General features: G+C 74.8%; 9 protein-coding genes. 8 read left to right on the top strand and 1 reads right to left on the bottom strand.

Annotation, left to right across the window (positions count from 1 at the left end; translation table 11 throughout):
* On the bottom strand, positions 1-2801 hold a 2801-nt coding region (locus ACFV6D_RS08250; protein ID WP_380558927.1), incomplete at its 3' end, for an amino acid adenylation domain-containing protein.
* A 221-nt stretch (positions 2802-3022) separates the two neighbouring features.
* Between ACFV6D_RS08250 and sbnA the strand changes: the two genes are divergently transcribed.
* From sbnA to fabG, 8 genes are all read left to right on the top strand, one after another.
* Positions 3023-4060 carry a 2,3-diaminopropionate biosynthesis protein SbnA gene (sbnA, locus tag ACFV6D_RS08245; protein ID WP_063348730.1) on the top strand — a complete coding sequence of 346 codons (1038 nt, stop codon included), beginning with the start codon at positions 3023-3025 and terminating at the stop codon, positions 4058-4060.
* A gap of 118 nt (positions 4061-4178) precedes the next feature.
* Positions 4179-12140, top strand: a complete 7962-nt coding sequence (locus ACFV6D_RS08240) for an amino acid adenylation domain-containing protein (RefSeq protein WP_380558925.1) — start codon at positions 4179-4181, stop codon at positions 12138-12140.
* Complete coding sequence (locus ACFV6D_RS08235; protein WP_380558923.1) at positions 12137-19441, top strand: amino acid adenylation domain-containing protein; 7305 nt, start codon at positions 12137-12139, stop codon at positions 19439-19441. Before ACFV6D_RS08240 ends, ACFV6D_RS08235 begins: the two co-directional genes overlap by 4 nt.
* A gap of 50 nt (positions 19442-19491) precedes the next feature.
* The gene (locus tag ACFV6D_RS08230) at positions 19492-19695 is read left to right on the top strand and encodes an MbtH family protein (protein WP_063348727.1); all 204 of its coding nucleotides are present in this window, start codon (positions 19492-19494) and stop codon (positions 19693-19695) included.
* 287 nt (positions 19696-19982) lie between these two features.
* A complete protein-coding gene (locus tag ACFV6D_RS08225) occupies positions 19983-20231 on the top strand; it encodes an acyl carrier protein (RefSeq protein WP_063348726.1) in 249 nt (82 codons plus the stop codon).
* 61 nt (positions 20232-20292) lie between these two features.
* Positions 20293-21561, top strand: coding sequence for a beta-ketoacyl synthase (locus ACFV6D_RS08220; protein WP_063348725.1), 1269 nt, complete (start codon positions 20293-20295; stop codon positions 21559-21561).
* A gap of 2 nt (positions 21562-21563) precedes the next feature.
* Positions 21564-22685, top strand: coding sequence for a beta-ketoacyl synthase N-terminal-like domain-containing protein (locus tag ACFV6D_RS08215; protein WP_107452908.1), 1122 nt, complete (start codon positions 21564-21566; stop codon positions 22683-22685).
* Positions 22682-23410 carry a 3-oxoacyl-ACP reductase FabG gene (fabG, locus tag ACFV6D_RS08210; RefSeq protein ID WP_063348724.1) on the top strand — a complete coding sequence of 243 codons (729 nt, stop codon included), beginning with the start codon at positions 22682-22684 and terminating at the stop codon, positions 23408-23410. The genes ACFV6D_RS08215 and fabG overlap by 4 nt, the downstream gene beginning before the upstream one ends.
* The last annotated feature ends 2 nt before the right edge of the window (positions 23411-23412 follow it).

The following is a 23412-nucleotide window of genomic DNA, read 5'->3' as shown; positions in this document are numbered from 1 at the left end:
CCCGCCGACCCCCCCCCCCCCCCCTGGGCGGGGGCGCCCCCCCCCGCGGCACCCAACCCGCCCCCGGGGGGGCCCCCCCCCCCGGGCGGGGCGCGCGCCCCCCCCCCCCCCCCCGTCACTCCGGGCTGCGCCGCGAGCACGGACTCGATCTCGCCGAGTTCGATGCGGTAGCCACGGATCTTCACCTGGTGGTCGCTGCGCCCCGCGTACTCCAGGGCGGTGCCGGCGGCGTCCCAGCGGACGATGTCGCCGGTGCGGTACATCCGCGCGCCGCTCGGGCCGTACGGGTCGGCGACGAAGCGCTCGGCGCTCAGGCCGGGGCGGCCCAGGTAGCCGCGGGCCAGGCCGGTGCCGGCGAGGTAGAGGTCGCCGAAGGTGCCGTCGGGGACGGGGCGCAGCGCGCCGTCCAGGACGTACACCCGGGTGTTGGCGATCGGGCCGCCGATCGGCGGCGGCCCGGCCGCGGTGGTGGTCAGCGGCGCGGCGGTGGACCAGATGGTGGTCTCGGTCGGGCCGTACACGTTGGTCACGGACGCGCAGTGCGCGGTGAGGGTGCGGGCCAGCGGCTCGGGCAGCGCCTCGCCGCCGACCAGGGCGCGCAGGCCGGCCAGCCGGGGGGCGTGGTCGGCGGCGAGCGACTGCCAGAGGCTGGGGGTGGCCTGCAGCAGGGTGGCGTCCAGGCCGGTGACGGCGTCCGCCAGGGCGGCCGGGTCGCGGACCGTCTCGCGGTCGGCGACCAGCAGTTCGGCGCCGGCGGCGAGCGGGACGAACAGCTCCAGGTTGGCGATGTCGAAGCCGAAGGTGGTGACGGCGAGGAAGCGGTCCTCGGTGGTCACTTCGAAGCGGGCGACCATGTCCTCGACCAGGTTGACCAGCGCCCGGTGCGGCACCACGACGCCCTTGGGGCGGCCGGTGGAGCCCGAAGTGTAGATCACGTACGCGGGGTGGTCGGCGCGCGGGGCCGTGCCCGGTACGCGCTGCCCGGGCGCACCGGTCGCGGCGTCCGGGCCGTCCAGGACCCACAGTTCGCCGGTGCTCATCTCGCCTTCGGAGGCTTCGGCGGCGAGGAGTTCGCGCACCCGGCGGTGGGTGAGGGTGACCACCGGGGCGGCGTCGGCGAGCATGTAGCGCAGCCGGTCGGCCGGGTAGTCCGGGTCCAGCGGCAGGTAGGCCGCGCCGGACTTGAGGACGGCCAGGGCGGCGACCACCAGGTCGCAGGAGCGGTCCAGCGCGATCGCCACCACCTGCTCCGGGCCGGCCCCGGCGGCGTGCAGGGCGTGCGCCAGCGCGTCGGCGCGGGCGTGCAGTTCGCGGTAGGTCAGGCGCTCCTCGCCGCAGCGCACGGCGGGCGCGTCCGGGGTGCGGGCGGCCCGGGCGGCCAGCAGCGGGGCCAGCCAGTCGCCGGGCAGCGGCGTCCCGGTGGCGTTGCGGGTCTCGGTGATCCCGGCGCGCTCGGCCTCGTCCAGGACGTCCAGCCGGCCGCACGGCTCGTCGGGCCGGGCGACGGCGGCGGCCAGCAGCCGGGCGAAGCGCCGCCCGACCAGTTCGGCCTCCGCCCGGGTGACCAGCGCGGGCACGTGGTTGACGGCCAGGCCGAACGGGGTGCCGGGGAAGACCGTGAGGGTGACCGGGAAGTGGGTGGCGGAGCGGACGTCGGCGCCGGTCACCCGGGGGCCGGTGCCGGTGGCCAGCGGCAGGCCGCCCATCGGGTAGTTCTGGAACATCAGGGCGGTGTCGAAGAGTTCGCCGCGCACGGCGGTGAGCTGCTGGACCTCCGCCAGGGTCAGGTGCTCGTGCGCCAGCAGCGCGGTCTGCGACCGCTGCACGTCGGCGAAGAGCTCGGCCGGGGTGCGGGCCGGGTCGACGTCCACCCGGACCGGGAGCGTGTTGGCGAACAGGCCCACCATCCGCTCGACGTCCGGGACCTCGGCCGGCCGGCCGGAGGTGACCGCGCCGAACAGCACGGTGTCCTGGCCGGTCAGCCGGGACAGCAGCAGCGCCCAGCAGCCCTGCACCACCGCGTTGACGGTCAGGCCGCGCGAGCGGGCGAAGCCGGTCAGCGCGGCGGAGACCTCGGGGGTCAGCTCCAGCGGGACGGCCTGCGGCAGCGCGGCCGCGCCGGCGGCCCGGTCGCGGCCGGCCGGCACCAGCCGGGTCGGGTCGACGACCCCGGCCAGGGCGGCGGTCCAGGCCTGCCGGGCGGCCTCCTTGTCCTGCGCGCCGAGCCAGGCCAGGTGCGCCTGGTAGCGGGCCGCGCCGGCCCGCGGCTGCTTGGCGGGGGTGCCGCCGGCCTTCAGCTCCTCGGCGAGCGCGGCGAGTTCGCCGATCAGCGAGACCATCGACCAGCCGTCCACCAGGATGTGGTGGACGGTCCAGACCAGCCGGCAGCGCCCGCCCTCGGCGCGGGCCAGGGTGAGCCGCTGGAGCGGCGGGCGGGCGAGGTCGAAGCGGCGCAGCCGGTCCTCCTCGGCGAGCCGGTCGAACTCCGCCTCCGGCCCCTCGGCGGAGGCCGCCACCGCGACCTCGCGCCACGGCAGTTCGACCGACGTGGGGATCACCTGGATCGCCTCGCCGTTCTTGCGGTGCCGGAAGCAGGCCTTCAGGTTGGGGTGCCGCTCCAGGAGCAGGCCCGCCGCGGTGCGCAGCGCGGCGGCATCGGCGTCGGTCAGCTCGTCCAGGTCGAGGACCAGCTGAATGGTGTAGACGTCCGTCCCCTCACGGTCGTACTCCGAGAGAAAGAGCAGTCCCTGTTGCAGCGGCGAGAGCGGAAGGACTTCACTGATGGCGGACGGCCGATTCAAACCGGGCTCCTCGTGGAAGGCCTGCAAGTGCGGAATAACAAACGCTTTCCGATGGCGCTGACGAGCAACTGACCGGCAACTGACGGACGGCTGACGCGTGCCTCCGGACGGGTCCGAAACCCTGGTCGCGGACCCCGTCAGCAGTCCGTCAGCCCCTCGTCAGCGCCCGGCGGGAGGCTTGCCGCCGAGGCTAATTCGTTACCGAAGGCCAGGAGTCTCCAGTGCCGGTCATTTCCGCGTCGCACGAATTCGAGGTCAGCGACCTCTTCGTGAATCTGCAGCCGTTCTTCGGGCACCGTCTCTTCCTGAAAGTCGAAGGGTTCAACTTCGCCGGGTCCATCAAGCTGAAAGCGGCCCGGGAAATGGTCGCGCAGGCCGAGGCGGCGGGCGTCCTCGGCCCCGGCTCGACCCTGGTGGAATCCTCGTCCGGGAACATGGGCGTCGCCCTGAGCGTGCTCGCCGCCAGCCGCGGCTACAAGTTCATCTGTGTCACCGACTCTCGCTGCAACGAGGTCACCCGCCGCACCATGGAGTCGTACGGCGCCGAGGTGCACCTGATCACCGAGCCGCACGAGACCGAGGGCTTCCTCGGTGCGCGGATCCGCCACGTCAAGGCGCTGCTCGCCGCCGACGAGAAGCGGGTCTGGCTCAACCAGTACCTGAGTCCGGGCAACTGGATGGCGCACTACCGGACCACCGCGCCGGCCATCGCCCGCCAGTTCCCGGACCTGAACGTGCTGTTCATCGGCGCGGGCACGACCGGGACGCTGATGGGCTGCGCCCGGTACTTCCGCGAGCGGCGCCCCTCGGTGCGGGTCGTCCCGGTCGACAGCGTCGGCTCGGTCACCTTCGGCGCCCCGCCGGCCACCCGGCACATCCCGGGCCTGGGCACCAGCGTGCGGCCCGCGCTGCTGGACGAGTCGCTGGTGGAGCGGGCGGTCCACGTCGAGGAGACCGACACCGTCCGCACCTGCCGCGAACTGATGCGCGGCGGCTTCCTGTTCGGCGGTTCCACCGGGACGGCCGTCAGCGGCGCGCTGCGCTGGCTGAACGAGCACTACGGCGACGGCGCGGGCGGCGTGCGCGAGCGGGTGACCGCCGTGACCATCTCGCCGGACCTGGGCGAGCGCTACATGGACACCGTCTACCACGACGAGTGGGTGCGCGGTTCGGTCGGCCCGGAGGGCCTGCTGCCCGGGGTCGAGCACCGGGGCCTCGGGGCGGGCGTCGCCGCCGGGCTCCAGACCGTGTCCGGCTGACCGGTCCGCCGGGGGCGGGGCCTGCGGGGTCGGAGCCGGCGGGGTCGGGGCCGGCGGGGTCAGAGGGTCGAGAGTTTTCAAGGCGGGGCTGAGGCTGAGAATGACGGAGAGCAAAGCAGTGACGACAAACCGGAACGCTGTCCTTCCGCTCACCGCGGCACAGGCCGAGATCTGGTTCGACGAGCAGTTCGCCGCCGGGCCGCTGGCCTACAACATGGCGGACTACATCGATCTGCGCGGACCGCTCGACGCCGAGCTGCTCGGACGGGCGCTGCAACGCCTCGGCCACGAGGCCGAGGGGCTGCGGGTGCAGTTCGTCGAGGAGGACGGCGCCCCCGGCCAGATCATCCGCCCGCTCGCCCAGCTCCCGCTCAAGACGCTGGACTTCAGCGGCGAGGCGGAGCCCTCGGCGGCGGCCGAGCGGTGGATGCGGGCCGACCACGCCGACCCGATGAAGGTCACCGACTTCCCGCTGTTCCGCGGCGCGCTAATCAGGCTCGCCCCGGAGCACCACCTGCTCTACCTGTGCATGCACCACATCCTCGCGGACGGCTTCAGCCGCTCGCTGCTCTACCCCAAGCTGTCCAGCGCCTACACCCGGCTGGCCGCCGGCGAGGGCCCGGCCGAGCTGGACGCCGACGCCATGCCGGCCTTCCACCGGCTGCTGGACGCCGAGCGCAAGTACCTCGACTCGTCGATGGTCGAGAAGGACCGCGCCTACTGGACGGACCGTCTCACCTCCGACCGGCACGGCGCGGTGCCCGAGCTGGTCTCGCTCTCCGAGCAGGAGCCGGCCCCCGGCCGGGTCGCGCTGCGCGAGACCGCCCGGCTCTCCCCCGCGACCACGGCCGCGCTGCACGCCCTCGCCCAGGACGGCAAGGTCACCATGCCGGTCCTGATGGTCGCCGCGATGGCCGCCTACACCCAGCGCGTCACCGGGGTCGCGGCGCCGCTGCTCACCCTGCCGGTCACCGGCAGGGTCGGCGCGGTCAGCCGCGAGATCCCCGGCATGCTCGCCAACTACCTGCCGCTGGCCGTCCGGGTGCGCCCGGAGATGACCCGCACCGAACTGCTGCGCGCGGCCTGGGTCGAGGTCGCCGGCACGCTGAAGCACCAGCGCTACCGCGGGGACAAGGTCCGCCGCGACATCGGCCTGCGGATCGACGACCAGCGCGCCTTCGGCCCGTTCATCAACGTGCTCAACCAGGACCCGGAGCTGGCCTTCGGCGACTGCCGCGGGGTCGTGGTCAACCTGTCCACCGGCATCGTCAAGGACCTCATCATGACGGTCCTGAACGCGGACGACGGCACCGTCGAGATCCACCTCGACGGCAACCCCGAGCTGTACGAGCCGGCCGAACTCGCCACCCACCTCGCCCGGTTCGAGACCTTCCTCGGCACCCTCGCCACCATGCCCGCGGACCGTCCGCTCGGCCAGGTGGGCCTGGGCGCGACCGGCGAACCGCTCGGGCTGCTCGGAGCCTGGGATCCGGCCACCGCCGCCGACCAGGGCCTGGTCGAGCGGGTCCGCGCCGTCGCGGCCGGTACGCCCGACGCGGTGGCCGTGGCCGACGGCGCCGAGCGGATCGACTACCGCGAACTGGTCGCCCGCGCGGCGGGCCTGGCCGCCCGGCTGACCGCCGCCGGGGTCACCACCGGTTCGGTGGTCGCGATGTTCGCCGAGCCCGGCGTCCCCTTCGTCACCGGTGTGCTGGCCGTCCAGGCCGCCGGCGGCGCCTACCTGCCGCTCGACCCGACCGCCCCGGCCGCCCGCAACACCGGGCTGCTGGAGGACGGCGGCGCCCGCCACCTGCTGGTCGGCGCCGGGTACGAGGAGCAGGCCGCCGAGCTCACCGCCGGGGCGACCACCGCCCTGCCGCTGGCCGACCCGTCCGACTCCACCAGCGGAGCCGAACTCGCCTCTGTCGGAGGCGAGTTGGACCTGGCGTACGTGATGTTCACCTCGGGCTCCACCGGCAAGCCCAAGGGCGCGATGGTGCAGCGCTCCGGGATGATGAACCACCTCTGGGCCAAGGTCGGAGACCTCGACCTGGCCGCCGGGGAGGGCGTCGTCCAGAACGCGCCGCTCACCTTCGACGTGTCGGTGTGGCAGATGCTCGCCCCGCTCATCGTCGGCGGCACCGTCCGGGTCTCCGGCACCGACATGGCCGCCGACCCGGCCGCCCTGTTCGGCATGGCCCGGGACGAGAAGATCGCCGTCCTGGAGGTCGTCCCCTCCCTGCTGCGCGCCGCCCTGGACGCCTGGGACCTCGACGGCACCGCACCCGAACTCCCGGACCTGCGCTGGCTGATGGTCACCGGCGAAGCCCTCCCCGCCGACCTCTGCCACCGCTGGCACGCCCGCCACCCGCACATCCCGATGATGAACGCCTACGGCCCCACCGAGTGCTCCGACGACGTCACCCACGCCGTCATCCGCGCCGGCGACACCCTCACCGCCCGCGTCCCCATCGGCACGGCGGTGCGCAACACCCGGCTGTACGTCCTCAGCGACGAACTCCAGCCCGTCCCCGTCGGCGTCCCCGGCGAGCTCTACATCGGCGGCGCCGGAGTCGGCCGCGGCTACCTCCACGACCCCGCCCGCACCGCGGGCACGTTCATGGCCGACCCCTACGCCGGACCTGGCACCCGGATGTACCGCACCGGCGACCGCGTCATCCAACGACCCGACGGCCAGCTCGAATTCATCGAACGCCGCGACCACCAGGTCAAGATCCGCGGCCGCCGCGTCGAGACCGGCGAGATCGAAGCCGTCATCCGTTCGCTGGAGACCGTCGCCGACGCCGCCGTCGCCGTCCTCCCCGACGCCTCCGGCAACCCCCGCCTCATCGGCTACCTCACCGGCCCCGGCGTCGACCCCGCACAGGTCCGGGCCGAACTCTCCCAACTGCTGCCCGGCTACATGATCCCGGCGTCCTGGCTCGTCCTCGACACCATGCCGCTCACCCCCAACGGCAAGCTCGACCGCAAGGCCCTGCCCAAGCCCGCCCTCGGCGAGCAGGACACCCTCCGCAGCCCCCGCACCGAGCGCGAGCGGGTCCTCTGCGACATCCTCGCCGAGGTCCTCGGCACCGGCCGGGTCGGCATCGACGAGGACTTCTTCGCCCTCGGCGGCGACAGCATCCGCTCCATCCAGGTCGTCAGCCGCGCCCACAAGGCCGGACTCACCCTCACCACCCGCGACATCTTCACCCACAAGACCGCCGCCGCCCTCGCCCGGGTCGCGGGCGGCGCCGACCCCACGGCGGCGACCGCGCCCGCCGAGGACGCGGGCGGCACCGGCCCGTACGAACTCACCCCGATCATGGGCCAGTTGCACGACGACACCACCAGCCTCACCGGCCCGGTCGTCAAGTACAGCCAGCACGTGGTCGTCCGGGTCCCCGCCGCCCTGGACGCCGAACTGCTCGACGCGGCCCTGCACACCCTGGTCGACCACCACGACGCGCTGCGCACCCGGGCCACCGAACCCGCCCCCGGCCTGTGGCACCTGGAGGCACTGGCCCCCGGCGCGCTCGCCGGCGTCCGCCTGGTCGCCACGGCCGAGAACGGCGCCGGCAGCGGCGCCGACGACCAGGACGCCCTCGGCTTCGCCGAGCGGCAGGCCTCCGCCGCCCGCGCCCGGCTCGACCCCGCCGCCGCCGTGATGATCCAGGCCGTGCTGATCGGCGCGGCCCCCGGCGCCGACACCGCCCTGCTGGTGCTCTCCGCCCACCACCTGGTCATCGACGGCGTGTCCTGGCGGATCCTGCTGCCCGACCTCGCCGCCGCCTGCGAGGCGCTGGCGGCCGGCCGCACCCCCGCCCTCGACCCGGTCGGCACCTCCTACCGCGCCTGGTCCCAGCTGCTCGCCGCGCAGGCCCGCACCCAGGTCCGCGGCCCCGAACTCGCCCTCTGGCAGTCGATCCTGACCGGCCCCGACCCGCTGGTCGGCACCCACCGGCTCGACCCCGAGACGGACGTCTACGGCACCCAGCGCACCCTGCGCCTGGAGCTCGGCCCCGAGGTCACCGGCCCGCTGCTCACCGACGTCCCGGCGGCCTTTCACGCCGAGGTCAACGACGTCCTGCTGACCGGCCTCGCCCTCGCCGTCGCCGACTGGCGCCGCCGGCACGGCCGCGCCGACTACGCCCAGACCCTGATCGAGCTGGAGGGCCACGGCCGCGAGCAGCTCAGCGACGGCCTCGACCTGTCCCGCACCGTCGGCTGGTTCACCAGCGCCTTCCCGATGCGCCTCGACCCCGGCACCCTCGACTGGGACGAGCTCTGGGCCGGCGGCCCCGCCCTCGCCGCCGCCCTCAAGCGGATCAAGGAGCAGCTGCGCGCGCTGCCCGACCGCGGCGTCGGATACGGCCTGCTGCGCTACCTCAACCCGCACGCCGCCCGCGCCCTGGCCGGCCACCACAAGCCGCAGATCGGCTTCAACTACATGGGCCGCTTCGACGCCCGCGAGGCCCGCCTCTGGGAGCCGGCCGGCGGCGACGGCGTGGTCGGCACCGGCGCCCACCCCGGCATGCCGCTGCCGCACCTGCTCGACGTCACCCCGGCCACCGAGGACCGGCACGACGGCCCGCACCTGATCGCCAACTGGTCCTGGGCCGGCCGGACCGTCGCCGAGGAGGACGCCCAGGACGTCGCGGCCACCTGGTTCCGCGCCCTCGAACTGCTCGCCCGGCACGCCACCGCCCCCGGCGCGGGCGGCCGCACCCCCTCCGACCTGCCGCTGGTCGCCCTGGCCCAGGACGAGATCGAGGAGTACGAGGCCGAACTCGCCGAGGCCGGCACCGCCCTCGCCGACGTCCTGCCGCTCACCCCGCTCCAGCAGGGCATGCTCTTCCACGCCGACTACGACACCGCCGCCGGCAGCGCCGCGGACGCGGTCGACGTCTACACCCTGCAGATCGTCGCCGACATCGAGGGCGACCTCGACGCCGACGCCCTGCGCGCCGCCGGGCAGACCCTGCTCGACCGGCACCCCAACCTGCGCGCCGCCTTCCGCGCCCGGGCCACCGGCGAGCCCGTCCAGGTCATCGCCCAGCACGCCGAACTGCCCTGGCTGGAAGCCGACCTGACCGACCTGCCGGAGCCCGCCCGGGCCGCCGAGCTGAACCGCATCACCGAGGCCGAGCGCACCCGCCGCTTCGACCTCGCCGCGCCGCCGCTGCTGCGCTTCGCGCTCGTCACCCACGGCGAGGGCCGGCACCGGTTCATCTGGACCAGCCACCACATCCTGGTCGACGGCTGGTCGATGCCGCTGCTCGTCCGCGAGCTGTTCGCGCTCTGCGCGCCCGGCGCGGACGTCGCGCTGCTGCCCGACCCGGCCCCGTACCGCTCGTACCTGGCCTGGCTGACCGCGCAGGACCGCACGGCCGCACGGGCCGCCTGGCACGAGGTGCTGGCCGACATCGACGAGCCCACCCTGCTCGTCCCCGCCGACCCGAGCCGCCTCCCGGCGCTGCCCGACGCGGTGCTCGCCGAGGTGCCGCGCGAGCTGACCGCCGCGCTCGCCGGCTGGGCCCGCACCCAGGGCCTGACCGTCAACACCGTGGTGCAGGGCTGCTGGGCGCTGCTGCTCGGCCGGCTCACCGGCCGCCAGGACGTGGTGTTCGGCGCCGTCACCTCCGGCCGCCCGGCCGAGGTCCCGGACGTCGAGTCGATGATCGGCATGTTCCTCACCACCGTGCCGGTCCGGGCCCGGCTGCACCCCGGCGACACCCTCGCCGAACTGCTGCACGCCCTCCAGGACCAGCAGACCGCGCTGCTCCCGCACGAGCACCTCGGGCTCGCCGCGATCCACCAGGCCGCCGGCCTGTCCGGCGAGGTCTTCGACACCGTGGTGCTGTTCGAGAACTTCCCGCTGGACGAGAACGGCCTCGACACCGGCGTCGCCGACGGCCCGCGCATCGTCCGCACCGAGGCCCTGGACGCCCGGCACCACCCGCTGAGCCTGGTGGTCCACCCCGGCGACAGCCTGCACCTGCGGCTGGACTACAACCCCGGCCTGTTCGGCCGGGCCGAGGTCGAGCGGGTCGCGGCGATCTTCCAGCACCTGCTGCGGACCGTCGCCGAGCGGCCCGGACTGCCGCTCGCCCAGGTCGACGTGACCGCCCCGGCGGACCTCACCGGCACCGGCACCCCCGGCGAGCTGGGCGGACTGCTCGGCGCCTGGGACCCGTCGATCCCCGAGGAGAGCCTCGGCGTCGTCGAGCGGGTGCGCGCCGTCGCCGCCCGCACCCCCGAGGCGACCGCCGTCACCGACGGCGCCGGCTCGCTGACCTACCGGGAGCTGGTCGAGGCGGCCGGCGGCCTGTCCGCGGGCCTCGCCGAGGCCGGGGTCACCACCGGCTCGGTGGTCGCGATGCTCGCCGAGCCCGGCGTCCCGTTCATCACCGGCGTGCTGGGCGTGATCGGCGCCGGCGGCGCCTACCTGCCGCTCGACCCGGCCGCCCCCGCCGCCCGCAACACCGGGCTGCTGGAGGACGGCGGCGCCCGCCACCTGCTGGTCGGCGCCGGGTACGAGGAGCAGGCCGCCGAGTTCGCCGCCGCTGTCCAGGGCGGGCCGGTCACCGTCATCGGCCTGGAGCAGGCCGCCGGCGCGCGGGCCCTGCCCGACTGCGTGGGCACCGGGCTGGACCTGGCGTACGTGATGTTCACCTCGGGCTCCACCGGCAAGCCCAAGGGCGCGATGGTGCAGCGCTCGGGGATGATGAACCACCTCTGGGCCAAGGTCGGGGACCTCGACCTGGTCGCCGGGGAGGGCGTCGTCCAGAACGCGCCGCTCACCTTCGACGTGTCGGTGTGGCAGATGCTCGCCCCGCTGGTCGTCGGCGGCACCGTCCGGGTCTCGGGGACGGAGATGGCCGCCGACCCGGCCGCCCTGTTCGGCATGGCCCGGGACGAGAAGATCGCCGTCCTGGAGGTCGTCCCCTCCCTGCTGCGCGCCGCCCTGGACGCCTGGGACACCGAGGGCGACGCCCCCGAACTCCCGGACCTGCGCTGGCTGATGGTCACCGGCGAAGCCCTCCCCGCCGACCTCTGCCACCGCTGGCACACGCGCCACCCGCACATCCCGATGATGAACGCCTACGGCCCCACCGAGTGCAGCGACGACGTCACCCACGCCGTCATCCGCGCCGGCGACACCCTCACCGCCCGCGTCCCCATCGGCACCGCCGTCCGCAACACCCGCCTCTACGTCCTCAGCGACGAACTCCAGCCCGTCCCCGTCGGCGTCCCCGGCGAGCTCTACATCGGCGGCGCCGGAGTCGGCCGCGGCTACCTCCACGACCCCGCCCGCACCGCCGCCACCTTCATGGCCGACCCGTATGCCGGACCTGGCACCCGGATGTACCGCACCGGCGACCGCGTCATCCAACGACCCGACGGCCAGCTCGAATTCATCGAACGCCGCGACCACCAGGTCAAGATCCGCGGCCGCCGCGTCGAAACCGGCGAAATCGAAGCCGTCATCCGTTCGCTGGAGACCGTCGCCGACGCCGCCGTCGCCGTCCTCCCCGACGCCTCCGGCAACCCCCGCCTCATCGGCTACCTCACCGGCCCCGGCGTCGACCCGGACCGGATCCGCCGTCACCTGGCCGAGCTGCTGCCCGGGTACATGATCCCGGCGTCCTGGCTGGTGCTGCCCGCCATGCCGCTCACGGCCAACGGCAAGCTCGACCGCAAGGCCCTGCCCAGGCCCGACCTGGGGGACCAGGAGGAGGCCCGCGCGCCGCGCACCGAGCGCGAGCAGGTGCTGACCGAGATCCTGGCCGAGGTCCTGGGCACCGGCCGGGTCGGCATCGACGAGGACTTCTTCGCCCTCGGCGGCGACAGCATCCGCTCCATCCAGGTCGTCAGCCGCGCCCGCAAGGCCGGACTCACCCTCACCACCCGCGACATCTTCACCCACAAGACCGCCGCCGCCCTGGCCCAGGTCGCCGAGGAGCAGGAGCAGAACCCCGCCGAGCCCGCCCCGACGGAGCCCGAAAGCAGTCTGATCGCCCTGTCCGACGAGGAACTGGCCGATCTGGAATTCGAGTTGAATGAGGAACTTTCGTGACGACCGCCCCCAGAACCGGGTCGAAGATCAGCGAAGTACTTCCGCTCTCCCCCCTCCAGCAGGGGCTGCTGTTCCTGTCCTCGTACGACCAGGCCTCGCCCGACCTGTACACCCTCCAGTTCGTCGCGGAGATCGACGGGCCGGGCGCGGGTGACGGCGAGCAGCTCGCCGCCCGGCTGCGCGCGGCCTCGGCCGCGCTGCTGCGCCGGCACCCCAACCTGCGGGCCTGCTTCCGCAACCGCAAGACCGGCGAGCCCGTCCAGGTCGTCCTCAAGGAGACCGAGGTCGAGCCGCAGTGGCAGCTGCACGACCTCACCCACCTGCCCGAGGCCGACCGGGAGGCGGAGGCGCAGCGGCTGACGCGTGAGGACCGGCTGCGCCGGTTCGACCTGGCGCGGCCGCCGCTGATGCGGTTCACCCTGATCCGGCTCGGCGCGGGGCACCACCGGTTCCTCTGGTCGGTGCACCACATCGTCATGGACGGCTGGTCGTTCCCGCTGGCCGTCCGCGAGCTGGTGCTGCTCGGCGACGAGGCGGGGGCGGCGGCGCTGCCCGCACCCGCGCCGTACCGCTCGTTCCTGACCTGGCTGAACGGCCGCGACCGGGCCGCCGCGCGGGCGGCCTGGGCGCAGCTGCTGGACGGCCTGGACGGGCCGGTCCGGGCGCTGCCCGCGGCCGGCGACGGCGACTCCCTCGAACTGCCGTCGCTCGTGCGGGGGTTCCTGTCACCGGAGCGCACCGCGGCGCTCGCCGGCTGGGCGCGCGGCCGGGGCCTGACCCTCAACACCGTGGTGCAGGGCTGCTGGGCGCTGCTGCTCGGCCGGCTCACCGGCCGCGAGGACGTGGTGTTCGGGTCGGTCACCTCCGGCCGCCCGGCCGAGGTCCCGGACGTCGAGTCGATGATCGGCCTGTTCGCCAACACCCTGCCGGTCCGCGCCGATCTGCGCCCGGACCAGCAGGCGAGCGAGCTGTTCGAGGCGCTGGCCCGCCAGCAGCTCGCGATGATGCCGCACGAACACCTGCCGCTCGCCGAGGCGCAGGCCGCCTCCGGCGTCCAGGGCGAGCTGTTCGACACCGTCCTCGCCTTCCAGAGCTACCCGCTGGACGAGGCCGCGCTGTTCCGCGAGTCGGGCGGCACCGTCAGCTCCGCCCAGGTGCTCTCGGCCACCCACTACCCGCTGAGCCTCACCGTCTTCCCCGGCGAGCGGCTGGACCTGCACCTCGCCTACCGGCCCTCGGCCTTCGCCGAGGCCGCCGAGCACACTGACGCCGCCGAGGACCCGCAGTCGTCCGCGCAGCGCGTCCTGGACCGGCTGGTCCGCGTCCTGGAGCAGGTCGCCGACGACCCGCAGGCCCCGCTCGCCCGGCTCGGCGCGCCCGAGCCCGCCGAACTGGCCCGCATCCTCGGCGAGTGGAGCGGCGCCTCGGCCGCCCCCCGGGAGCCCGCGCGGCGCGCCACCGTCGCGGAGCTGTTCGCCGAGCAGGCCGCCCGCACCCCGGACGCCGTCGCGGTCACCGCCCCCGGCGAGGCCGCCCTCAGCTACCGCGAGCTGGACGAGCGGGCCAACCGGCTCGCCCACCTGCTCGCCGCCCGCGGCGCCGGCCCGGAGAGCCTGGTGGCCGTCGCGCTGCCGCGCGGCGTCCAGTTGATCGTCGCCGTCCTGGCCGTCCTCAAGGCGGGCGCAGCCTACCTGCCGCTGGAGCCCGGCCACCCGGCCGACCGGATCGGCTACACCCTGCGCGACGCCCGTCCGGCGCTGCTGCTGACCGCCGGCGGCGTGCTGCCCGAGCCGCCCGACGCCCCGGACCTGCCACGCCTGGACCTGCCGCGCCTGGACCTGGACGCCCCGGAGACGGCCGCCGCGCTGGCCGCCCACCCGGCCACCGCCCCGGACACCGCGGCCTCCCCCGAGCACCCGGCCTACGTCATCTACACCTCCGGCTCCACCGGCCGCCCCAAGGGCGTCGTGGTGCCGCACCAGAACGTGGCGCGGCTGCTGGAGGCCACCGACGACTGGTTCGGCTTCGGCCCCGGCGACGTGTGGACGCTGTTCCACTCCATCGCCTTCGACTTCACCGTCTGGGAGCTGTGGGGCGCGCTGCTGCGCGGCGGCCGGCTGGTCGTGGTGCCGTACGACGTGTCGCGCTCCCCCGACGCCTTCCTGGACCTGCTCGCCGAGGAGCGGGTGACCGTCCTCAACCAGACGCCGTCCGCCTTCTACCAGCTGATGCGCGCCGACGCCGACCGCCCGCGCCCGCTCGCCCTGCGGACCGTGGTGTTCGGCGGCGAGGCGCTGGACATCGGCAAGCTCACCGACTGGTACACCCGGCACGCCGACGACGCGCCGCGCCTGGTCAACATGTACGGCATCACCGAGACCACGGTGCACGTCTCCTACCAGGAGCTGGACGCCCCGACGGCCGCCGCCGGCAGCGGCAGTGTGATCGGGCGCGGCATCCCGGACCTGCGGGTCTACCTGCTCGACGGCGCCCTGCAGCCCGTCCCGGCCGGCGTGCCCGGCGAGCTGTACATCACCGGCCCCGGCCTGGCCCGCGGCTACCTGCGCCGCCCCGACCTCACCGCGGCCCGCTTCGTCGCCTGCCCGTTCGAACCCGGCGGCACCCGGATGTACCGCACCGGCGACCTCGGCCGCTGGCGGGCCGACGGCACCCTGGAGTACCTGGGCCGCGCCGACGAGCAGGTCCAACTTCGCGGCTTCCGGATCGAGTTGGGCGAGATCGCGACCGTCCTCGGCCAGCACCCCGCGGTCGCCGAGGCGGCCGTGATCGCCCGCGAGGACCGGCCCGGCGACCAGCGCCTGGTCGCCTACGTGGTGCCCCGCGACGGCGCCGACCCGGCCGGGCTGCGGGAGTTCGCCGCCGAGCGGCTGCCCGAGTACATGGTCCCGGCGGCCGTGGTCCCGCTCGCCGCGCTGCCGCTGACCGCCAACGGCAAGCTCGACCGCCGCGCCCTGCCCGCCCCCGCGTACACCACCTCGGCCCGCAGCCCGCGCACCGCCGAGGAGGAGCAGCTCTGCGGCGTCTTCGCCGAGGTGCTCGGACTCGACCGGGTCGGCGTCGACGACGACTTCTTCACCCTCGGCGGCCACTCGCTGCTCGCCACCCGGATCGTCAACCGGGTCCGCGCCGAACTCGGCGCCGAACTCCAGGTACGGGACCTCTTCGAGGCCCCCTCCCCCGCCCGCCTCGCCGAACGGCTGGCCGCCGCCGCACCCGGCCGCGCCCCGCTCGCCGCCGGGCCGCGCCCGGCCGTGCTGCCGCTGTCGTACGCGCAGCAGCGGCTCTGGTTCGTCGAGCACCTGGGCGCACCCGGCGGGCTGTACGCCATCCCGCTGGCGATCCGCCTCTCCGGGCGGCTCGACACCGCCGCCCTGACGGGCGCCCTGCACGACGTGGTCACCCGGCACGAGGCGCTGCGCACCGTCTTCCCGCAACACGCCCCCGCTGGGGCCACCCCCGCCGGGGCCCCCGAGACCACCGGCAGCGGACCGGCCGAACAGCGGGTGCTCGCCCCGGCCGAGGCCGCCGTCCCGCTCCCGGTGAGCGAGACCACCGAGGCGGGCCTGCCCGCCGCCCTCGCCGCCGAGGCCGCGCGCGGCTTCGACTTGGAACACCACCTCCCGCTCCGCGCCCGCCTGTTCCGGCTCGGCCCGGACGAGCACGTGCTGACGATCGTCCTGCACCACATCGCCGGCGACGGCTGGTCGCTCGCCCCGCTCACCCGCGACCTCACCGCGTACTACCGGGCCCGGGTGGCCGGCCGCCCGGCCCAACTGCCGCCGCTGCCCGTCCAGTACGCCGACTACGCCCTGTGGCAGCGCGGACTGCTCGGCGCGGAGGACGACCCGCAGAGCGAGCTCACCCGCCAACTCGGCTACTGGAGCGAGACCCTGAAGGGCCTGCCGGAGGAACTGGCGCTGCCCTTCGACCACCCGCGCGGCACCCGGGCCGAGCACCGCGGCGACGTCGTGCGCACCACCGTGCCGCAGCCGCTCAGCGCCGAGCTGCACCGGCTCGCCGCCGCCTGGGGCGTCAGCGTCTTCATGCTGCTGCGGGCCGGGCTCGCCGCCCTGCTCACCCGGCTCGGCGCGGGCACCGACATCCCGCTCGGCAGCCCGATCGCCGGCCGCACCGACGAGCGGCTCGACGAGCTGGTCGGCATGTTCGTCAACACCCTGGTGCTGCGCACCGACACCTCCGGCGACCCGGGCCTGCGCGAGCTCGCCGAACGGGTCCGGGCCTACGACCTGGCCGCCCACCAGCACCAGGACGTGCCCTTCGAGAAGCTCGTCGAGGTGCTCAACCCCGAGCGCTCGATGGCCCGGCACCCGCTGTTCCAGGTGATGCTCGGCTTCCAGCAGGCCGGCCCGGCCCCGGCGCCCGAGGACGACCCGGAGCTCGCCGTGACCGAGCAGCCGGTGCCGGTCCGGACCGCCAAGTGGGACCTGTTCTTCCAGCTCACCGAGCAGGCCGGCGGCGCGCTCGCGCTCGCCGTCGAGTACCGCACCGACCTGTTCGAACCCGCCACCGCCCGCCGGATCACCGACGCCTACCTGCGACTGCTCGCCGCCGCCCTCGCCGAGCCCGCCCGGCCGCTGTCCCGGCTGGACCTGCTCGGGCCCGAGGAGGAGGCCGAACTGCTCGCCCTCGGCACCCACCGGGCCGGCACCCCGCGCAGCACCCTCACCGCCCTGGTGGACCGCCGGATCGCGGCCACCCCGGACGCGGTCGCGCTGGTCCACACCGAGCCCGGCCACCCCGAGCGGCTGCGGCACACCAGCTACGCCGAACTGGACGCCGAGGCCAACCGCCTGGCCCACCTGCTGACCGCGCGCGGCGCCCGCCGGGGCGACCTGGTGGCGCTGCGCCTGGAGCGCGGCCCGGCCGTGGTGAGCACCCTGCTGGCGATCGCCCGCACCGGCGCGGCCTACCTGCCGATCGACCCGTCCTACCCCGACGAGCGGGTCCGCGACATGCTGGCCGACAGCGGCGCCCGGCTGCTCGTCACCGAACGCTCCCTGGCCGAACGGGAGCTCCCCGCCGGGGTCGTCAAGCTGCTCCTGGACGCCCCCGAAACCCTGGCCGACCTGGCCGGCCGGCCCGTCACCGCCCCGGTGCCCGCCGCCCCGATCGACCCCGACGACCTGCTGTACGTCATCTACACCTCCGGCTCCACCGGCAAGCCCAAGGGCGTCGCGGTCCCGCACCGCGCCGCCGTCCGCCTGGTCCTGGGCCTGCCGGAGCTGGCGCCGACCGCCGCGGACACCTTCCTCTACTTCGCGCCGGTCGCCTTCGACGCCTCCACCTTCGAGATCTGGGGCGCGCTCGCCCACGGCGCCCGGGTGGCGGTCCACCCGCCCGGCCCGGCCGACCCGCAGGCCCTGGAGTCCTTCCTGGCCCGCGCCCGGGTGAGCGTCGCCTTCCTCACCACCCAGTTGTCCAACACCATCGCCGACACCCGGCCGCGTGCCCTGGCCCCGCTGCGGGCGCTGCTCACCGGCGGCGAGGCGCACTCCCGCGACCACCTGGACCGGCTGCGGGCCGCCCTGCCGGACACCACGGTGTTCAACGTGTACGGCCCCACCGAGACCACCACCTTCGCCACCGGCCAGGACCTCGGCCGCGCCGAGGGCACCGTCCCGATCGGCCTGCCGATCGGCGACACCCGCGCGTACGTCCTGGACGAGGCGCTGCGGCCGGTGCCGCGCGGCGTGGTCGGCGAGCTGTACCTGGCCGGCGAGGGCCTGGCCCGCGGCTACCTCGGCCAGCCCGCGCTGACCGCCGCCCGCTTCACCGCCTGCCCGTTCGGCGCGCCCGGGGAGCGCATGTACCGCACCGGCGACCTGGTCCGCTGGGACCGGCACGGCCGGATCGAGTACGTCGCCCGCGCCGACCAGCAGGTCAAGATCCGCGGCTACCGGGTCGAACTCGGCGAGATCGAACGGCTGCTGGCCGAGCACCCGGCCGTCGCCCGGGCCGCCGTCCTGGCCCCCGCCGACGCCGCCGGCCAGCGCCGCCTGGTCGCCTACCTGGTGCCCGCCGACGGCCGGCCGGCCCCCGGACCGGCCGAGTTGCAGGGCCACCTGGCCCGCTCGCTGCCCGGCCACATGGTGCCGGAGAGCTACACCGCGCTGCCGGAACTGCCGCTGAACGCCAACGGCAAGCTGGACGTCAAGGCCCTGCCCGCCCCCGCGGCCACCCCCTCGGCCCGCGCCCCGCGGGCGCCCCGCACCGAGCCGGAACGGCTGCTCTGCGCCGCCGTCGAGGAGGTCCTGGGCGCGGGCCCGGTCGGCCCCGACGACTCCTTCTTCGCCCTCGGCGGGGACAGCCTGAAGGCGATCCGGCTGGTCAACGCGGCCGGCCGGGCCGGGCTGCCGATCAGCCTCGGCGCGGTCTTCGAGCACCGCACCCTGGAGGCGCTGGCCGCGGCCGCCGCCACCGGGGGCGGCGCGGTCGACCTGCTCGGGCCCGTCCTGCCGATCCGGCCCACCGGCGGGCGGCCCCCGCTGTTCTGCGTGCACGGCGGCCTCGGCTTCGCGATCCCGTTCGCGGCGCTCGCCGAGCACCTCGACCCGGAGCAGCCGGTCTACGGCCTCCAGGCCCGCGGCCTGTCCGACGACGGCCCGCTGCCGACCGACCTGGGCGACGTCGCCGAGGAGTACCTGGCCCGGGTGCGCGCCGTGCAGCCGCACGGCCCGTACCACCTGCTCGGCTGGTCCTACGGCGGCGTCGTGGCGCACGAGATGGCCGTCCGGCTGCACGCCGCCGGCGAACAGGTGGCGTTCCTGGCCAACCTGGACGCCTACCCCGACGACGCCCTCGGGGCCCGGCCCAGCGACGCCGAGTTCCTCGCCGACTTCCTGGCCGAGGCCGGGGTCGACGCGGCGGAGCCGGAACGGCTCACCCCGCAAGGCGTCGCCGCACACCTGGCCCGCACCGAAGGCCCCCTCGCCGCGCTCGAACCGGGTACGCTGGAACGGCTGCTGGGGGTCATGCGGAACAACCTGGAGCTGTTCCAGCGGTTCACCCCGGGCCGCTTCGACGGCTGCCCGATGACGCTCTTCGTGGCGGTCGGCGGCGACACCCGCCCCACCCCGGAGGAGCGCGCCCTCAAGGTCAAGAGCTGGGAGCCGCACGTCGGTTCCGCCGTCCTCGCGCACGACGTGGACAGCGGGCACCAGCAGCTGCTGCAACCCGCACCGGCGGCGGCGATCGGCGCGGTCGTCGAACACGCCCTCGCCGCCCTGGCCGCGAGCCCGACCGGCACCCCGACCACCTGACGCCCGGTCAACCCGGCACGTCCCGCGATCCCGAGATCTGGAGAACAGTCATGGCGAACCCCTTTGACCGCGAAGACGGCACCTTCCTCGTCCTCGTCAACGCGGAGGGGCAGCACTCCCTGTGGCCGTCCTTCGCCGCCGTCCCGGAGGGCTGGTCGGTGACCCTGGAGGCCACCGACCGGGCCACCGCCGTCGCCCACATCGAGGGCAACTGGACGGACATGCGCCCGCTCAGCCTCCAGCAGCAGGGCTGACCGGCCGGGCCCGCGCCCGGAATCCGGAAGAACGCCGCCGGACGGCTCCGACCCCGCCGCCCGCCGCACCCCCAGGGCCTTCGCCCGCCGGGGCGGCGGGCGGCCGTTTTGTCCCCGGCACCCCTCCCCACCAGGTACGCGACACCCCGCCAGGACCCGTCAGTGAGCGGTCAGTTGGACGTCATCGACCCGTCATCGGGCCTGACTAATTTGCTGCTCAGAGGCCCGATTTCCGGGCACCCCAGGGCACCCGCACAGGGCACCCGCAAAAACGGAGGAAAACGAGCATGACGACGGTAGCCCCGGAGCGTCTCACCCGGATCCGCGAAATCATCGCCGAGAACATCGACGTGCACACCGAGTTCGCCGACACCGCGCTGTTCGTCGACGAGCTGGGCGCCGACTCGCTGAAGCTCATCGACGTGCTCAGCGCCCTGGAGATGGAGTACTCCATCGTCATCGACATGAACGAGCTGCCGAAGATGGTGAACGTGGAGGCCACGTACCAGGTGACCGCGACGGCCGCCGGCTGGTGATCGGGGCGGGTTCCGGGACCGGAACCCCCGCCCGCAGGCATCCCACTGCTTAAGGAGTCCCATGTCCACCGCACAGTCACCAGCGGCACCCCGCGCCGGCGTGCCCGCCGACCGCCGCCGGGTCGTCCTCACCGGCCTCGGGGCGATCTCCAGCATCGGCACGGGTGTCGAGGAGTACACCGCGGGGCTGCGGGCCGGCCGCTCCGGTGCGCGGCCGATCACCCGGTTCGACACCGAGGGGTTCGGCCAGAACATCGCCTGCGAGGTCCCCGACTTCGAGCCGGAGCGCTGGATCCGCAACGTCCCCCTCGACGACATGGGCCGCGCCGGGCAGTTCGCCGTCGCCGCCGCCCGGATGGCCGTGGAGGACGCCGGGCTCACCGAGGCCGACCTCGGCGAGCGCCAGGCCGTCATCAGCGTCGGCACCACCGACGGCGAGGGGCACGACATCGGCGTGCTGGTCGAGCAGGAGATCGCGGCCGGGGACCCGGAGGGCATGGACCCGGTGCTGTCCCGCCGGATCAACGCCGGCCGGCTCACCACCGTCATCGCCCGCGAGCTGCGGATGCCGAACGTGGAGCCGACCACCATCACCACCGCCTGCGCGGCGGGCAACTACTCGATCGGCTACGGGCTGGACGCGATCCGCTCCGGCGAGGTCGACATCGCCCTGTGCGGCGGCGCCGACGCCGTCTGCCGCAAGGCCTTCGCGCTGTTCAAGCGCTTCGGCGCGCTCACCCCGGACGTGGTCCGCCCGTTCGACAAGAACCGCCAGGGCATCCTGACCGGCGAGGGCGCGGGCATCCTCGTCCTGGAGAGCCTGGAGTCCGCCCTCGCCCGCGGCGCGCACATCTACGCCGAGGTGCTCGGGTACGGCCTCAGCTGCGACGCCGCCCACCCGACCGCGCCGAACCGCGACGGCATCGCCCGCGGCATCCGGCTCGCCCTGGACGACGCCGGGGTCGAGCGGGACGAGATCGACTTCATCTCCGCGCACGGCACCGGCACCAAGGCCAACGACAAGACCGAGTCGGCCGCCATCGTCGACGTGTACGGCGACGCACCGCCGCGCACCGTCGCGGTGAAGTCGATGCTCGGCCACTCGATGGGCGCGGCCAGCGCGCTCGGCGCGATCGCCTGCAGCCTCGCCATCGAGCACCAGTTCATCCCGCCGACCATCAACCACGTGGAGACCGACCCCGACTGCCCGCTGGACGTCGTGCCCAACCAGGCCGTCGACGCGGAGGTCCGGATCGTGGAGAACAACTCCAGCGCCTTCGCCGGCAACAACGCCATCCTGATTCTGGGCACGTACGGAGAGCGAGTCTGACGATGACCACCGCAGCCACCCCGGCGGCCCTGCCGCCGGAGACACTCGTCATCACCGGTTGGTCGGCCGTGTCGCCGTACGGCCTGACCCGCCAGGACTTCGCGTCCGGCGTGCGCGCCGGCGCCAAGACCGCCGTCAAGGCGGACGCCGCGCTCGGCACGCTGCCGTCGCCCGACGTCTGCCTGGTGCCCGGCTTCGACATCAAGGGCCTGCTCGGCCCCACCGGCACCGCCAAGATGGACCGGCTCACCGCGCTGGCCCTGGTCGCCTCCGACGGCCTGCTCAAGGACGCCGACGGCAACCGGGTGGTGGAGACCGACGACCGCACCGGTGTGGTCCTCGGCATCTCGATGGGCAGCCTGGAGAACGTCACCAACTTCCTCAAGCAGTCCTACACCAACGCGCTGCCCTTCCACGTCGACGCCGGCCGCATCCCCTTCGGCAGCCTCAACCACGCCGCCGGCGCCACCGCCATCCGGCACGACCTCAAGGGCCCCAACACCACCGTCGCCGGCGGCCGGGTCAGCGGCCTGCTCGCCCTCAACTACGCGCGGCGCCTGATGGGCCAGGGCCGGGCGACCAAGTACCTGGTCGGCTCGGCCGAGGAGTTCTCCGCCGCGCACGCCTGGATCGAGCACACCGCCGTCGCGGCCGGCGACTCCACGCCGCTGCTCGGCGAGGGCTGCGGCCTGTTCGTCGTCGAGCACGCCGGCACCGCCCAGCGCCCGGCGCTCGCCGCGGTGCTCGCGGTGGAGACCCGCGTCGACATCGACGACGACCCGAAGGCCGCCGTCACCGCGTGCGTGCAGCGCGCCCTGGCCCGCGCCGGCGTCACCGCCGACGAGGTCTGGGCCGCCGTCCCGTGCGCCGCGCCGACCGCGGCCGGCCGGGCCGAGTACGACGCGCTCGCCGCGCTGCTGCCGGCCGAGGCACTGGGCCGGGTCCCGTCCATGGAACTGCTCGGCGACACCAGCGCGGCCTCCGCGTCCTTCCAGATCCAGGCGGTGCTCGGCGTGGCCGAGGCCGACCCGGCGGCCCGGGGCCGGATCGCCCTGGTGTCCGCCGTCGACCGTGACGGCGCGGTGGGCTGCGCCGTCCTGAGACTCTTCGGGGAGCACGCGTGATCGCCCTGGTCAGCGGCGGGTCCCGGGGCATCGGCAAGGCCATCGTGCTGCGCCTGGCCCAGGACGGCTACGACGTCGCCTTCTGCTACCGCTCCAACGCCGAGGCCGCCGAGCAACTCGCCAAGCAGGCGGGAGAGTTCGGCACCCGGATCACGGCCACCCAGTGCGACGTGGCCGACCCGGAGCAGGTCCGCGACTGGTACAACCGCACCGAGCGCGAGGTCGGCCCGGTGGACGCCGCCGTCACCTCGGCCGGCATCACCCGGGACCGCCCGGTCATCCTGATGCCGGAGGACGACTGGAACCAGGTCCTGCGCACCAACCTGGACGGCGTGTACCACGTGTGCCGCGCCGCCGCCTTCGCGATGAGCAAGCGCCGCAGCGGATCGATCGTCAACCTGTCCTCGGTGTCCGGCATCTACGGCAACCTCGGCCAGGCCAACTACGCCGCGTCCAAGGCCGGCATCATCGGCTTCACCAAGTCCCTCGCCAAGGAGACCGGCCCGCGCGGCGTGCGCGCCAACGTGGTCGCGCCGGGCCTGATCGCCACCGACATGGTCGGCGACATGTCCGACGCCGCGGTGGAGCGGATGCTGAAGAACGTCGCCCTCGGCCGGGCCGGCAAGCCCGAGGAGGTGGCCGACCTGGTCTCCTTCCTGGTCTCCGACCGCGCCGCCTACATCAGCGGGTCGGTCTTCGAGATCCACGGCGGCGGCACGTTCTGATG

Source organism: Kitasatospora sp. NPDC059812 (assembly GCF_042732075.1).
Lineage (GTDB): Bacteria > Actinomycetota > Actinomycetes > Streptomycetales > Streptomycetaceae > Kitasatospora.
Note: the sequence above shows the minus strand (reverse complement) of the source record. Positions and strands in the feature narration are given on the sequence as shown.